General features: G+C 73.8%; 13 protein-coding genes. 9 read left to right on the forward strand and 4 right to left on the reverse strand.

The window, feature by feature from the left end; translation table 11 throughout:
- Window positions 1-415 precede the first annotated feature (415 nt).
- Window positions 416-1399 (forward strand): hypothetical protein, encoded by a 984-nt coding sequence (locus tag AB0D45_RS33300; RefSeq protein ID WP_362466128.1) that lies wholly within the window; start codon window positions 416-418, stop codon window positions 1397-1399.
- Here the strand turns inward: AB0D45_RS33300 and AB0D45_RS33305 are convergent.
- Window positions 1368-2327, reverse strand: a complete 960-nt coding sequence (locus tag AB0D45_RS33305) for a DUF1152 domain-containing protein (protein ID WP_362466131.1) — start codon at window positions 2325-2327, stop codon at window positions 1368-1370. The genes AB0D45_RS33300 and AB0D45_RS33305 overlap by 32 nt on opposite strands.
- Before the next feature lie 66 nt (window positions 2328-2393).
- Here AB0D45_RS33305 and AB0D45_RS33310 point away from each other — a divergent pair, with 66 nt between their 5' ends.
- The 4 genes from AB0D45_RS33310 to AB0D45_RS33325 all read left to right on the forward strand — a co-directional run bounded on the left by AB0D45_RS33310 (window position 2394) and on the right by AB0D45_RS33325 (window position 5574).
- The gene (locus tag AB0D45_RS33310) at window positions 2394-3278 is read left to right on the forward strand and encodes an arylamine N-acetyltransferase (protein WP_362466133.1); all 885 of its coding nucleotides are present in this window, start codon (window positions 2394-2396) and stop codon (window positions 3276-3278) included.
- Window positions 3279-3310: 32 nt separating this feature from the next.
- On the forward strand, window positions 3311-3916 hold the full coding sequence (locus AB0D45_RS33315) for a YdbC family protein (protein ID WP_362466136.1): 606 nt from the start codon (window positions 3311-3313) through the stop codon (window positions 3914-3916).
- Between the two features lie 72 nt (window positions 3917-3988).
- Window positions 3989-4648: a histidine phosphatase family protein gene (locus AB0D45_RS33320; protein WP_362466138.1), complete on the forward strand. Its 660-nt coding sequence runs from the start codon at window positions 3989-3991 to the stop codon at window positions 4646-4648.
- Window positions 4649-4659: 11 nt separating this feature from the next.
- Window positions 4660-5574 carry an ADP-ribosylglycohydrolase family protein gene (locus AB0D45_RS33325; RefSeq protein ID WP_362466141.1) on the forward strand — a complete coding sequence of 305 codons (915 nt, stop codon included), beginning with the start codon at window positions 4660-4662 and terminating at the stop codon, window positions 5572-5574.
- 125 nt (window positions 5575-5699) lie between these two features.
- Here AB0D45_RS33325 and AB0D45_RS33330 read toward each other — a convergent pair whose 3' ends face one another.
- Window positions 5700-7253: an MFS transporter gene (locus AB0D45_RS33330; RefSeq protein ID WP_362466143.1), complete on the reverse strand. Its 1554-nt coding sequence runs from the start codon at window positions 7251-7253 to the stop codon at window positions 5700-5702.
- 139 nt (window positions 7254-7392) lie between these two features.
- Here AB0D45_RS33330 and AB0D45_RS33335 point away from each other — a divergent pair, with 139 nt between their 5' ends.
- The 3 genes from AB0D45_RS33335 (at window position 7393) to AB0D45_RS33345 (ending at window position 9560) form a co-directional block, all read left to right on the forward strand.
- The gene (locus tag AB0D45_RS33335) at window positions 7393-7998 is read left to right on the forward strand and encodes a TetR/AcrR family transcriptional regulator (RefSeq protein WP_361598763.1); all 606 of its coding nucleotides are present in this window, start codon (window positions 7393-7395) and stop codon (window positions 7996-7998) included.
- A gap of 126 nt (window positions 7999-8124) precedes the next feature.
- Window positions 8125-8835 carry a ribonuclease HII gene (locus AB0D45_RS33340; protein WP_362466146.1) on the forward strand — a complete coding sequence of 237 codons (711 nt, stop codon included), beginning with the start codon at window positions 8125-8127 and terminating at the stop codon, window positions 8833-8835.
- 38 nt (window positions 8836-8873) lie between these two features.
- Window positions 8874-9560: a hypothetical protein gene (locus AB0D45_RS33345; RefSeq protein ID WP_362466149.1), complete on the forward strand. Its 687-nt coding sequence runs from the start codon at window positions 8874-8876 to the stop codon at window positions 9558-9560.
- A gap of 65 nt (window positions 9561-9625) precedes the next feature.
- On the opposite strand, the gene AB0D45_RS33350 is transcribed toward AB0D45_RS33345, so the two are convergent.
- Entirely contained in the window at window positions 9626-10255 is a 630-nt protein-coding gene (locus tag AB0D45_RS33350) for a hypothetical protein (RefSeq protein WP_362466152.1), read from the reverse strand.
- A gap of 215 nt (window positions 10256-10470) precedes the next feature.
- Window positions 10471-12630 (reverse strand): RecQ family ATP-dependent DNA helicase, encoded by a 2160-nt coding sequence (locus AB0D45_RS33355; RefSeq protein WP_362466154.1) that lies wholly within the window; start codon window positions 12628-12630, stop codon window positions 10471-10473.
- Window positions 12631-12764: 134 nt separating this feature from the next.
- Here AB0D45_RS33355 and AB0D45_RS33360 point away from each other — a divergent pair, with 134 nt between their 5' ends.
- Entirely contained in the window at window positions 12765-14024 is a 1260-nt protein-coding gene (locus tag AB0D45_RS33360; protein WP_362466156.1) for a DUF4192 domain-containing protein, read from the forward strand.
- Window positions 14025-14164: the final 140 nt, after the last annotated feature.

Raw genomic sequence — 14164 nt, forward strand, 5'->3', positions numbered from 1 at the left:
GGGGCCGGCCCCCCCCCCGGCGGCCCCCCGCGCCCGGGGGGCGGCGGGCCCCCCCCCCCCCCCCGCGCCGCCCCCCCCCCCCCCCCCCCGCGGGGGGGGGGGGGGGCCCCCCCCCCCCGCCCCCCCCCCCCTCCCTTCGCACCTTCGCAGCACCGGTTCCGGTGGAACCCGGCTTGTGGCAGTGGCTCCGGCATGGCATGCTCCGGGCCATGATCAAGAGAATCGAGTCCTCCGTCCGCCGATGAGCGAGACGACCGGGACGACAGCGCCCGGATCACCGACCACCCTGTTCGACCACGCGCTCCGGCTGCACCGGCCGGCTCCCGGAGAGCCGCTGCACCGCGACGGGGAGCCGTACCCCGACGACGCCTCGCACCGTCATCGGCAAGAGCCGCGCCCCCCTCAGGACCGGCACATGGCCGGAAAAGACGTGGCGCTCATCCTGGACGCGCATTTCGCGCGGACCTCCGCCCGTCCCCGCGTACTGGCCGACGCGTTCCACGACGTCCACGTACCGATTCACCCCACCGAGCACATCGCCGCCGCGGCTCGGCGGGCCGACCGTGATCGCGCCCGTCGAACGGGTCGCTGGCTGGTCCGGCACGGGACCGATCGATGCTCGGTCACGGTGGGGCTCGCCTTGGTCGCCGCCGTGGGAACCGCCGACGACATCCCGCTGGTCCAGACGATCGGGCTGCTCTCCAACCACTTCGGGCCGCTGGCGGCGCACGCCTTCGAGAGCCGGACGGGAGGAGCCGAGGCGCTGCTCTGGCTCGCCGAGCGAGTCGCCGGCTGGGGACGCGTCTACGTCGTCGAAGCCCTCTGCAGGCTCGACGACCCGTCCGCCCGGCCGTGGCTGCTCCGCAGGGCCTGCGACGGCGACTTCCTCAACGGTTACTTCGCCGGCGAGGTCGCCACGGCCGGCAGACTCCACGAGGCACTCGCGGAAATCGACCCCGACAGTGAGGTGGTCGACCACACGGGTCTGCTCCTGCATCTGATGAGCGACTGCGGGGGTATGGGGCTCACCCTCGCTCGGTACCCCCATGCGGCAGCGGTCCTGGAAGCCCACGCCCGCCATGTGGGTGCGCTCAGCCCGACCGTCGAGCGCTACTTCACGATCGCGGCGCTCGCTGAATTCCTGACCACGCAGCCTCCCGAGGCCGCCGGGTGCACGGCGGTGCAGCGGGAAGCGCTCCGGAAGGCCTACCTCGACGTCCTCGACCGAGAGGAGTGGACCCGCACCGCACGTGCCGGGTTCGCGGCGGATGACCACGGGATGCGGTGGCTCGCCGACCACCGAGCGCCCCGGCTGAAGCTGCGCGCGTTCCCCGACCGAGAGCCGGACGCGGGGGAGGGGGCGCGCGTCAGTGGGGGATCACGCGGGCGGGGCGGGTGACCAGGTCCTCGCGGAACTCCGCGATCCGGGACTGGACCTGGCGCATCAGGTGGGTGTCCTCGATACGGTCCAGGTAGAGGCAGCGGTCGGCCAGCCCCCGCAGCTCGAAGGCGAAGCACAGCGACATCAGGGGGTTCACGAAGAGCTCGCTGCCGCGGGTGCGTTCGGTGAACCGGACGTCGCCGAAGGACCCCCGGACGGCCGCCGCGATCGAACCCGCCACGATGCTCGGACGGTCCGGCGTGTGGTCCTGGGCGTAGGCCACCGCGTCCAGGAACAGCGCCCCCTCACGCGTGGCCCGGGACAGGGAGAACGCGCCGAGGTAGGCGCCGTCCCGCTCGAGCGCCGCGATGTTCTCCAGCACCAGCGCGTGGCTGACCCCGTGGTAGGCGTCCACGCCGAACCCGACCGACACCACGAGCCGTTGCGGTACGTCGTCCAGCGCGGCCAGCGCCGCCACGCTGGTCAGGTCCTCCTCCGGCGTGCCGAGGCCCGCCTCGTCGCCCCGCATCAGGATGTCCGTACCCCCGTCGACCAGCACGACGGCGTCGATGTCGTGGAGGTCGATCAGCGCCCGGTAGGCGGCGCGCAGCGGCTGCACCCCGACCTGGGGGAAGGCGTACACCGTCGAGGGGTAGCGGTGCAGCCGGAGCCACCGCGCGAGGGTCCGCTCCGGGAAGTAGGACAGGTGGGGCGCGGAGTCGGGGTGCACGACGGCGAGGTCCGGGGCCGCCCAGTCCTCGGCGGGCAGCCCGGCGAGGGTGCTGAAGGAGAGGTTCGCCAGGTGGACCTCCTTGCCCTGGTGCAGGAGCGAGAGCGCGACCGGCAGACCCGAGTAGACGTCGAAGCCTCCTCCGGCTCCGGCGACGAGGATGCGCTCGGCCGTGGCCAGCCGGGCGAAGAGCGGGTTGGTGTGCAGGCCGGTCATGGCGATCATTGTGCAGGCCCGCGTGTGCGCGGGCACGGGGATTTCACGGCGGGGGAGCGGAAAGCCATGTGGAGCGGTGACGAACTGGACCTGGACGCGTACCTGGCACGGATCGGGCTCGGTGCCCGGCCCGGTGCCGGGCCGGGCAGCGGGCCGGCGGGGGCCGCGGGGGAACGCGGCGCTGTACGGGAACTGCGGCCGGACCTCGCGACGTTGTACGCAGTGCACCGCGCCCACACCGCCGCCATCCCCTTCGAGAGCCTGGACGTCCTGCTCGGCCGCCCCGTCGCGCTGGAGGTCAAGGCCATCGAGGACAAGCTCGTGCACGGCCGCCGGGGCGGCTACTGCTACGAGCAGAACTCGCTGCTGGCCGCCGCCCTGGAGCGGATCGGCTTCGAGGTCTCCGGGCGCGGTGCCCGCAACCGCACCCGGGGCGAGTCCCTCCTGGCGGTGACGCACGCGACGCTCGTCGTCACCGTCGAAGGCGAACCGTGGCTGTGCGACGCCGGATTCGGCTACCAGGGACCGTGCGAGCCCGTCCCGCTCGCGCGGCCCGGCACCGAGGTGCGCCAGGGCCCGTGGACGTACGCCGTCCACGAGGAGGACGACGGCGTCCTCGTACTGCGCACCCGCCGCGGGGACGCCTGGCGGGACCTGTACGCCTTCTCCCCGCAGCAGTACCACCCCGTCGACTACGTCGTGCTGAACCACTACAGCTCCACCCACCCCCGCTCCTCCTTCGTGGGCAGGACCCTCGTGCAGCTCCCGGGCGATGCCGTGCGCAGGACGCTCGTCGGACGGGAGCTGACCCGGCTCCACCCCGACGGGCGGACCGAGCGGGAGCCCGTGACCTCCGACCGGCTGCTCGGCGTCCTCGACCGGGAGTTCGGGCTTCGGCTGCCCGAGCGGGATGCGGCGGAACTGGTACGGATCCACCGCTCCGGGGACTGACCCGGGCCACGCCCGGCCCGTACGATGGCGCGGTGCTGGTCAAGTGGATTCGCTGCATGGTGACGGACCGACGCGGGTTCGAGCGCGGGCAGCGCAAGTGGGCGGGGCTGCCCGGCGAACCGGGATTCCGGGGGCAGGGCGGCGGCTGGAGCAGGGGTCGGCAGGGGGTCGCGCATGTCTTCGCGTTCTGGGAGAGCCGCTCCTTCTACGACTCCTTCATGGCCCGCTCGCACGACAGACTGGCGGCCTCCCAGAACGGCACCTACACCGACGCGCGGGTCACGCTCTTCGACCACCGCTTCGACGTGAAGACCGGCTTCGAGCCGCGTTTCAGCGACGCCGACGTGGTCCGGGTCGCCCACACCCGGGTGCGGGAGGGGCGCCTGGAGCATTTCGCGCTGATGCAGGAGAAGGTGTGGAACCCCGCCATGGCGGGGTCGCCCGGCATGATCCGGGGCCTGTTCGGCGAGGCACCCGGCCGGGAGTTCCTGGTGCTGTCGATGTGGAAGGCGGCGGCCGAACACGGCAAGTACCGCCAGGAGCGCGTGGAGCGGCTGTCGCTGCGCGCCCAGACCGAGGCCGACGTGGAAGCGCTCACCGGGGACGTCGTGGACCTCGAACCCGGCTGGACGGTATGACCGTAGGACGACCGTCACCCCGTCCGGCGTGCCCGGGGCGTGCCCGCCCCGGCAGCCGCATAGGGTCGTGGGATGGTTCGACCACGGCGCATCGTCCTTGTCCGGCACGGGGAATCGGAGGGGAACGTCGATGACACGGTGTACGAGCGGGAGCCCGACCACGCCCTGCGGCTGACCCGCGCCGGCCGCGAACAGGCGGCGGAGGCCGGGGCGCGGCTGCGCGAGCTCTTCGGGGACGAGCACATCAGCGCGTACGTCTCCCCCTACCGCCGGACCCTGCAGACCTTCCGCGAGCTGCGGCTGGACCCCGGGCGGGTCCGGATGCGGGAGGAGCCGCGGCTGCGCGAGCAGGACTGGGGGAACTGGCAGGACCGTGACGACGTCAAGCTCCAGAAGGCGTACCGGGACGCGTACGGGCACTTCTTCTACCGGTTCGCGCAGGGCGAGTCGGGCGCCGACGTCTACGACCGGGTGGGTTCCTTCCTGGAAAGCCTCTACCGCAGCTTCGAGGCCCCCGACCATCCCGAGAACGTCCTGCTGGTCACCCACGGACTGACGATGCGGCTGTTCTGCATGCGCTGGTTCCACTGGTCGGTCGCCGAGTTCGAGGCCCTCTCCAACCCGGGCAACGGCGAATACCGCGTCCTGATGCTCGGACCGGACGGCCGGTACCGGCTGGACCGCCCGTTTGAGCGGTGGACCACACCCGAGCCTTATGACCTGGACGGCTAAAGTGGCGCGCGATGACCGCTGACTCCGCTCCCGAAACGCGCTACGCACGCGCCCTGTCCAGCCTTCGCGGGCTGGCCCTGGGGGACGCCCTGGGCTCCCAGTACTTCGTCCCCGTGAACTATCCGCTGCTGAAGCGGCGCGAGCTGCCGGCCGGCAGCGAGCCGTGGCAGTGGACCGACGACACCGAGATGGCCTGCTCGGTGGTGGCCGTGCTCGCCGAGCACGGGCGCATCGACCAGGACGCGCTGGCGGCCTCCTTCGCCGGGCACCACGACTTCGACCGCGGGTACGGTCCGGCGGTGAACCGGATGCTGCGGCTGATCCGGGAGGGCGAGGACTGGCGCACGCTGGCCGCCGAGCTCTTCAACGGGCAGGGCTCCTGGGGCAACGGCGCCGCCATGCGGATCGCCCCGCTCGGTGCCTGGTACGCGGACGACCCCGAGCAGGCGACGCACCAGGCGGAGATCTCCGCCTACACTACCCACCAGCACCGCGAGGCGGTGTGCGGGGCGATGGCCGTGGCCGCCGCGGCCGCGCTGGCCGCGTCCCCGGCCGGGACTCCCACCGCCGAGGAGCTGCTCGACGGGGTGATCGCGCTGGTGCCGCGCAGCGCCGTGGGTGCGGGGGTACGCAGGGCGCGGGACATGCTGGACTACGGCGACGCGACGACGGTCGCCGCGGTGCTGGGCTGCGGGCGGCGCACGAGCGCCCACGACACGGTGCCCTTCGCGCTGTGGTCGGCGGCCCGCGCGCTGGACGACTACGAGCGGGCGTTCTGGACCACCGCCCAGGTGGGCGGCGACGTGGACACCACCTGCGCGATCGTCGGCGGGGTCCTGGGCGGGCGCGGGGACGCGGTGCTGCCGCGGGCGTGGCTGGACCGCACCGAGGCCCTCCCGGCGTGGCTGCCGGGCCTGCCCGCCTGACGCAGCCCGGGCGTCCCCGCCCCGGGGCGGGCGGAGGGTGCCGCGTGCGGGGGTGGTTCCGCGCGCGGCACTCCTCGTACGCCTGCCTCGGCCGGCCGCCGTACGCCTCGTACGGGGCCGCGTGCTCAGGCCGCGGGGCCGGCCTTCGCGGCGGCTCCGCTCAGGGCCTCCAGGTCGCTCTTGCGTACCCGGATCACCAGCAGCGCGGTGGCCAGGGCGAGCCCCGCCATGGCGACGGCGGCGATGAAGGCGCTCGAGATGCCCTGGGTGAGGACGAGGTCCCCCCAGGGGTCCGGCAGCCGTCCGGTCTCCTTGAACGCGGCCAGCTGGGCCGGTTCGGCGTGCGCCATGAAGTCCGGGACCTGACGCGCGGCGTCGTCACGGCCGGCCGTCCCGAAGACGGTGACCAGGATCGACAGGCCCAGCGAACCGCCCACCTGCTGGCTGGCGTTCAGCAGCCCGGAGGCCGCGCCCGCCTCCCGCGGCGCCACGCCCGACACGGCGGTGAGGGTGAGGGTGACGAAGTTGAGGCCCATGCCGAAGCCGAACAGCAGCATCGGGCCGAGCACGCCCGACAGGTACGTGCTGTCGGTGCGGATGAAGGTCAGCCAGGCCAGGCCGATGCCGGTGAGCGCCGAACCGGTGACCATGAACGGCTTGGGGCCCAGGCGCGGCAGGAAGCGCTGCGACAGCCCGGCGCCGACGATGATCGCCGCCGTCACGGGCAGGAAGCCGACTCCGGACTGGATGGGCGAGAAGCCCAGCACGTTCTGCACGAACTGGACGATGAAGAAGAACATGCCGAACATGGCGGCGGCGAGACCGAGCATGATCAGGTAGGTGCCGGCGCGGTTGCGGTCGGCGAACATCCGCAGCGGGATGATCGGCTCCGCGGCCCGGGACTCGATCAGCACGAACAGGCCCAGCAGGACGACGGCGGCGGCGAAGGAGGCGATGGTCAGGGAGTCGCGCCAGCCGTCCTCGGACGCGCGGATGAAGCCGTAGACGAGCGAGGCCATGCCGCCGGTGGAGGTGAGCGCGCCGGCCGCGTCGAAGCGGCCCGGGTGCCGTTCGGACTCGCTGATGTAGAGCGGGGCGAGCACCGCGATGAGCACGCCGATCGGCACGTTGACGAAGAGCACCCAGCGCCAGTCGAGCCACTCGGTGAGCATCCCGCCGGCCAGCAGGCCCACCGCGCCGCCGCCCGCGGAGACGGCGGCGAAGACGCCGAAGGCGCGGTTGCGGTCGGGGCCTTCGGAGAAGGTGGTGGTGATCAGGGCGAGCGCGGTCGGCGAGGCGATCGCCCCGCCGACGCCCTGGAGGGCGCGCGCCGCCATCAGCTGCCAGGGCTCCTGGGCGAATCCGCCGAGCAGGGAGGCCAGGGTGAACAGCAGGATTCCGGCCACGAAGACGCGGCGCCGGCCGAGGATGTCGCCGGCCCGGCCGCCGAGCAGCAGCAGGCCGCCGAAGGCCAGGGTGTAGGCGCTGATCACCCAGGAGAGGTCGGTGGTGGAGAAGGAGAGGGCCGTCTGGATGTGCGGGAGCGCGATGTTCACGATCGTCGCGTCGAGGACGACCATGAGCTGGCTGGCGGCGATGACGGCGAGCGCCACCCCTGGACGGCCGGGCCGCCGGGCGGCCCCCGGTATCCGGGGCGCGGCGAGTTGAGCGCTTGTCACTGTGGATTCCCCCGAAGTGAAATAGTGAACGTGTTCGTTCACTGCGGGTCCACGGTAGGAGCCCGGAGGTAGGGAACGCAAGCGTTCACTAAAGTTGGAGATGCGCGCTGCGCGCGCGAACGGGTCGGAGGTACGGGGCATGGCGGGTTCGGGCGGGCCGGCGGGGGTGGCGCCGGGGCGCAGACGGGGACCGGCGCTCGAACGGGCGATTCTGGACGCCGCCCTGGAGCAGCTGAGCACTGTCGGCTGGCACGCCCTCACGATGGAGGCGGTCGCGGCCGGCGCACGCACCGGCAAGGCCGCCCTCTATCGGCGCTGGTCCTCCAAGGCCGACTTGGTGGCCGAGGTGCTGCGGGACGGACTGCCCGGGCTGGGGGAGATCGCGGACCACGGATCGGTGCGCGAGGACCTGTACCTGCTGTGCGTGCGGATGCGGGACGTCATGCGCTCCCCGGCCGGGGTCGCGCTGCGTGCGGTCCTTCACGAATGCGATCACGCTCATGTCGACCGGTTCCGCGAGGTGATCTGGAAGGGCCTGCACGAGCCGGCGCACGAGGTGATACGCGCCCTGGTGCGGCGGGGAATCGAGCGGGGAGACGTACGGTCCGACGCCACCAGCCCCCTCGTCGCCGATGTGATCCCGGCGATGTTCATGTACCGGGCCAAGGTGTGCGGGAGCGAATGGCCCGATGCCGAGATCGCGGAGATGATCGACGGGCTGATGGTGCCGATGCTCCGCGCGTGACCCGCCGCGAGGGCCCGCGGACGGGTTCCCGGGCGCCCGCGCCGGGGCCCTCGGCCCCGCACCGCCCCCTCCGGCCCCGGGCCGGGGTGTGCAGGCGGCCCGGGGCGGCGTAACCTTGCTGGCGCCATGCCGTACGAAGCACCCACCCACACCGTCGAACGCTCCCTCCGTGCAACCACCGGCGCCAAGGTCATCGCCGGGGTCGACGAGGTCGGACGAGGGGCCTGGGCCGGTCCCGTCACCGTCTGCGCGGCGGTCACCGGCCTGCGCCGGCCGCCCGCGGGACTCACCGACTCCAAACTGCTCACCCCGAAGCGACGCGACGTGCTCCTGGAGGTCCTCGAGGACTGGGTGACCGCGCACGCCCTCGGGCACGCGTCCCCGGAGGAGATCGACGAACTGGGCATGACCGCGGCCCTGCGGCTCGCGGCGGTGCGCGCGCTCGACGCACTCCCGGTGCGGCCCGACGCGGTGATCCTCGACGGCAAGCACGACTACCTCGGCCCGCCCTGGCAGGTCCGTACGGTCATCAAGGGCGACCAGTCCTGCGTCGCCGTGGCCGCGGCCTCCGTGATCGCCAAGGTCAGGCGCGACCGCATGATGGCCGAACTCGGCGAACAGGGCGACGGCATAGCCGACTTCGCCTTCGCCGCCAACGCCGGCTACCCCTCGCCCGTACACCGGGCCGCCCTGGAGGAGCGCGGTCCCACCGCGTACCACCGGCTCTCGTGGGCCTACCTCGACGCGCTGCCGCGGTGGCGGCACTTGAAGAAGGTGCGCCGTAGCGAGGAAGCCATGGAGCTGGAAAACGGAGGCCAACTCGGCTTCGATTTCTGATCGCACCCACGTGCCACCGACCGGTACGTTTCGTACCGGTGTTTGATAGATGTCAACTCACGCCTCTCACCCCCGCCATCGAGGAGCCTCAGATTCACGAGAGTGCCCAGGGTCCCCGCGTCACGCCGGCCGCGAGCCGCACCGCGCAGACCCCCCGCCCCGTACCTGGTCCGCGTCCCGTAGCCGTTCCCCGGCCCGGGCGCCCCGGTCCCTCCCCCGCGGCGGCGAGCCGCGCGGGTGTCGCCCCCAGGCCCGCGCCGCCCGCGCAGCGCACGGCAGAGGCCGCCCCCGGACCCGTTCCCGCAGCCCCCGCCGAACCGTCCGTCTCGGCGGCGGTCCCGCAGGTCCAGCTGATCCCGGCCTCGGCCGAAGGTGCGCTGGACGCGGCCGAGGAGGCCGTGGACCTGCTGCTCGACACCGGGCGCGCGCCCGGTGACATCCTGGTGATCACCACCGGCGACCCGCACCCGTGGGCCGCGCACGAGCTGTCCTTCGGCGAGGCCTCCTACTGGGCCCAGCACGACGCCGGCGACGACGTCTTCTACGCGGACGCCGCGCACGTGCAGCGTGCCGGCAGCCGCCCCGTCGTGGTCTTCGCGGCCAACGGCGGACCGGCCGGGGTCACCGCAGGCGCACTGCCGGTGGCGCTCGCCCGGGCGGCCGCGCTGCTGATCGTGTGCGGCGACGTCGCGCAGATCAACTCCGTTCTGGGTGCGGGCGTCTGACGCCCTGTATCCGCCGGCGCGGGCTCCAGGGCGCGGGCGCCCGGAGCCTGCCGCCGGCGGGCCCCTCAGCGCGCGGCGGTCCGGCGCAGGGCCTCCGAGGTTCCGCCCACCGTGCTCAGGGTCAGCGGTGCGAGCTCGGAGGTCAGTGACCCGAGGGGCTCGGGCCGGGAGTCCGAGCCGGGCCGCCGCCCGCCCCGGCCCTCGCCCAGCACCTGCCAGCCCCCGCGGGTCAGCGTGATGTACGCGCCGCAGCGCAGCCCGTGCAGGGTGCAGGCGTCGCGCAGCCCCCACATCCAGGCGCCGTCCTCCTCGGTCCAGCGCTCGTCCCCCTCACGGCAGTACATCAGCACCGCCGTGCGGACCGGGGTGCGCCGCCGCAGGTCGTGCGGGATGACCCGGCGCAGCCGCGACAGCAGGGCGTTGCGGTACTCCCAGCCGTCCGCCGAGGCGGACTTCTGCACGAACGAGGCGCTCGCGACAAGCTGTTCCTCGGGTCCGAGCACGGCTATGACGGCGGTGGACGGAACCGGGCTGTGCCGGGAGTGCAGCCCGCTGACCACCTCGCGCGGATTGCGCAGCAGGGGAACCCCCGACGCCGTCCACTCGGAGGGTTCGAGCAGTCTGCCGTGCCGGCTTGCGCCACCGGCCGCCGTCGCCAGTGACGTGGTCGAGGACGGGGCGAATCCGAAGGTCACGGTCCTCCCTTCGGGTACACGCCCGCGTACGGGCACGGCTGGGGTGTGGGCGCGCCGCAGCACGGCCCAGGAGGGTGCCGACGAGCCGAGCGGGAGCACTCCGATTCTCGCGTGGCCCGTGAGGGTGGGGCAATGAGCATTTGCGGCCGCGGACCGGAATTCGCCGGTATGCCGTTCATATCCTTGCCCCGCCACGCCGGAGATGACGCATTCGGCTAGGGCTGGAGCGCGAGCACCAGCGGAAACACCTCCCCGGCCCCCGCCCGCCGCAGCAGCCGGGCGGCGACCGCGAGGGTCCATCCGCTCTCCGCGCGGTCGTCGACGAGGAACACCGGACCCCGCACCTCGGCCAGCGCGGACGCCAGGGCCTCCGGCACGGCCAACGCCTGGTGCAGCCCGCGGACGCGCTGGGCGCTGTTCGAGGACGGCAGGCCGAACTGCGGTGCCTGATCCGTGTATTCCAGTGCCCCCAGCAGGGGGATCCGCCCCACCTCGGCGATCCGCGCGGCCAGGGAGCCGACCAGCTGCGGTCGGCTGCGCGACGGCAGCGCGACCACGCCCACGGGCCGGGCGGGAGCGTCGGCGGCGCCCGAGGCCCAGCCGCCGGGGCCCCGGGCCCAGTCGGCGAGGACGGCCACCACGGCTTGCGCCACATCGTCCGGAACCGGCTGGTCGGGTGCCTGTGCGGCCAGCATGGGACGCAGCCGGTTGCCCCAGCCGATGTCGGAGAGCCTGCCCAGGGCGCGGCCCGAGGCGGACTGCTCCCCGGCCGGGATCCGTCCCTTCAGGTCCACGCCCACCGCCGCGAGTCCGGTCGGCCACATCCTGCGGGGTTCCACTTCCACACCGGGGCGCCCCAGTTCGCCCCGGGCGGTGTCCAGCGCGGCGCTGGAGACGTCCGCGGTGAAGCGGGCGCCGGCGCAGTTGTCGCAGCGGCCGCAGGGGGCGGCTTCCTCGTCGTCGAGCTGGCGGCGCAGGAACTCCATGCGGCACGCGGTGGTGGCCGCGTAGTCCCGCATGGCCTGCTGTTCGGCGGCCCGCTGCCGGGCGACCCAGGCGTAGCGTTCGGCGTCGTACGCCCAGGGCTCGCCGGTGGCGGTCCAGCCCCCCTTGACGCGGTGCACGGCGCCGTCCACGTCGAGCACCTTGAGCATCGTCTCCAGCCGGGTGCGGCGCAGGTCGACCAGCGGCTCCAGGGCGGGCAGCGAGAGGGGGCGGTCCGCCCCGGCCAGGACGTCGAGGGTGCGGCGCACCTGCTCCTCCGGGGGGAAGGCCACCGAGGCGAAGTACTGCCAGATCGCCTCGTCCTCTCGGCCCGGCAGCAGCAGCACCTCGGCGTGCTCGACGCCGCGGCCCGCGCGGCCGACCTGCTGGTAGTAGGCGATGGGGGAGGAGGGGGAGCCCAGGTGGACCACGAAGCCGAGGTCGGGCTTGTCGAATCCCATCCCCAGGGCGGAGGTCGCCACCAGGGCCTTCACCCGGTTGGCCTGGAGGTCGCTCTCGGCCTGCTCGCGGTCGGCGTTCTCCGTCTTCCCGGTGTACGAGGAGACCGTGTGCCCGCGGTGGCGCAGGTAGGCGGTGACCTCCTCGGCGGCGGCCACCGTCAGGGTGTAGACGATCCCGGAACCGGGCAGCTCGGTGAGGTGGTCGGCGAGCCAGGCCAGCCGGTGCGCGGCGTCGGGCAGCGTCAGGACGGCCAGGCTCAGGCTCTCGCGGTCCAGGGGGCCGCGCAGTACCAGCGCGTCCGTACCGGCCCCGGTCCCGAGCTGTTCCGCGACGTCGGCCGTCACCCGGGCATTGGCGGTGGCGGTGGTCGCCAGGACCGGGACGCCCGGAGGGAGATCGGCCAGCATCGTGCGCAGCCGGCGGTAGTCGGGGCGGAAGTCGTGCCCCCAGTCGGAGATGCAGTGCGCCTCGTCGACGACGAGCAGGCCCGTGGCGGCCGCCAGCTTGGGGAGGACCTGGTCGCGGAAGTCGGGGTTGTTGAGCCGCTCCGGGCTGACCAGCAGCACGTCGACCTCGCCCGCCGCGACCTCGGCCTGGATGCCTTCCCATTCCTCCGGGTTGGCGGAGTTGATGGTGCGCGCGTGGATGCCGGCCCGCGCGGCGGCCTCGACCTGATTGCGCATCAGCGCGAGCAGCGGGGAGACGATGACGGTCGGGCCGGCACCGCTCGCGCGGAGCAGGGACGTGGCCACGAAGTAGACCGCGGACTTGCCCCAGCCCGTGCGCTGGACGACCAGGGCCCGCCGCTTGTCCGCGACGAGGGCCTCGATCGCCCGCCACTGGTCCTCGCGCAGCCGCGCGGTGCCCGTGGGGTCGCCCACCAGGCGGGCGAGTACGGAATCGGCCGAGGACCTCAGGTCTGCGTTCATGCCCCCATGCAACCCGATGCCTCTGACATCGCGCCAATGGGGCACCGGACCTGTGGATGTTGAATATTGGACGAAGATTCGAGGGTTATCCACAGGGGTTTCCGAATCGGACCGGTCACGGGACCGTCGGACGCATGACGACGAACCACGAACCCCGCAGCCCGTCCGGACGGCCTTCCAGCCCTTCCGGAGCCCCCGCTGCATCCCAGATCACCTTGCGCAGCCCCGCCGAACTGGCCGACGCGCTGCCCTACATGCTCGGCTTCCATCCCACCGACTCCCTCGTCATGGTCGCCGTGCACGGCGAGGGCGGACGCTTCGGCGGCCGCCTGCGGGTGGGGATCCCCGCCGCGCCGGCCGAGTGGGAGGACACCGCCCGGCAGGTCGCCGAATGCCTGATCCGCGGCAGCGAACGCCGGGGCGGCAAGCCCGACGGCGTCGTGGTCTTCCTCTGCCAGGACCCGCGCGGCGGCGAGAGCGGGCAGCGGGTCATGACCCGGCTGCGGCCACTCGCCCAGCGGCTGCGGGTCGCCTGCGGCGCCCTCGACGTGCCGGTCCTGGAGGCCCTGTGCCTCTCCGGCGGCCGCTACTGGTCCTACGCCTGCGCCGAGGACGCGTGCTGCCCCGCCGAGGGCAACCCACTGGCCCCGCCGGGCACCTCGGTGATGGCCGCGGCCGCCACCTTCGCGGGGCTCCAGGTCCGGGGCTCCCTGAAGGAGATCGAGAGCCGGCTGACCCCCCTCGGCGGGCCCTGGGCCGCCGAACAGGAAGAGGCCCTGGAGCGGGCCGCCACCGCCCTGGTGCCGCGGATCCTCGACGGGGCGACCAGGGAGGGGGTCGGCGCGGAGACCCTCGCCCTCGCACGCACCCTCATGCGCCGCATGACCCTCGCCCCGCCCGTCGAAGGCGGCTGCCGCGCCGACGACTGGGACGACGCGCTGCTCGGCCACGACGAGGCCGCCGCCGTGATCCTGGGCCTCCAGGACAGGGAGATCCGCGACATCGCCGCCGAGTGGATGGAGGACGACGAGGCCGCCCCCGCCTTGAGGCTGTGGCGGGCCCTGGCCCGCCGCTGCGTCGGGGCGTACAGCGAGCACGCCGCGGCACCGCTCACCCTGGCCGGATGGGTCTCGTGGTCCACCGGGGACGAGCCGACCGCCCGGATCGCGTTCGGACTGGCCCTGCGGGCCGACGCCGAGTACCGGTTCGCCCAGCTCCTCCACCACGCCTGCAACGAGGGCATCGACCCCGAGGGCCTGCGGCAGTGCCTGCGGGAGGAACGCAGGCGCCGTGAACCGGGCCGCAAGCGGCCCGCCGGGGCCGCTCGTCCGCCCGGCCGCCGCACCGGACAGCGCCGCCGCGCCGCCCGACGCACCGAAGGGAGCGGGCAGTGAGCCCCGGCCAGGCCCGCGGCCCGGCTGCCCGCCTGCGGCGGCTCCCGAGCCCGCACGGCACCGCCCTGCGCCGCGGGTGCGCCGCCGGGCGGGGGCAGCCGCCCCGGGGGGGCGTGACCCGGGCGGTGGTGGGGGCGTTC

Origin of the sequence: Streptomyces sp. NPDC048352, from assembly GCF_040651895.1 — a bacterium.
Taxonomy (GTDB): Bacteria; Actinomycetota; Actinomycetes; order Streptomycetales; family Streptomycetaceae; genus Streptomyces.

Bases quoted from the DNA above. Each gene is read 5' to 3' on its own strand.
- AB0D45_RS33340 (WP_362466146.1), top strand. From the start codon at position 8,125: ATGCCGTACGAAGCACCCACCCACACCGTCGAACGCTCCCTCCGTGCA.
- AB0D45_RS33310 (WP_362466133.1), top strand. From the start codon at position 2,394: ATGTGGAGCGGTGACGAACTGGACCTGGACGCGTACCTGGCACGGATC.
- AB0D45_RS33355 (WP_362466154.1), bottom strand. From the start codon at position 12,630: ATGAACGCAGACCTGAGGTCCTCGGCCGATTCCGTACTCGCCCGCCTG.
- AB0D45_RS33335 (WP_361598763.1), top strand. From the start codon at position 7,393: ATGGCGGGTTCGGGCGGGCCGGCGGGGGTGGCGCCGGGGCGCAGACGG.
- AB0D45_RS33300 (WP_362466128.1), top strand. From the start codon at position 416: ATGGCCGGAAAAGACGTGGCGCTCATCCTGGACGCGCATTTCGCGCGG.
- AB0D45_RS33305 (WP_362466131.1), bottom strand. From the start codon at position 2,327: ATGACCGGCCTGCACACCAACCCGCTCTTCGCCCGGCTGGCCACGGCC.
- AB0D45_RS33320 (WP_362466138.1), top strand. From the start codon at position 3,989: ATGGTTCGACCACGGCGCATCGTCCTTGTCCGGCACGGGGAATCGGAG.
- AB0D45_RS33360 (WP_362466156.1), top strand. From the start codon at position 12,765: ATGACGACGAACCACGAACCCCGCAGCCCGTCCGGACGGCCTTCCAGC.
- AB0D45_RS33325 (WP_362466141.1), top strand. From the start codon at position 4,660: ATGACCGCTGACTCCGCTCCCGAAACGCGCTACGCACGCGCCCTGTCC.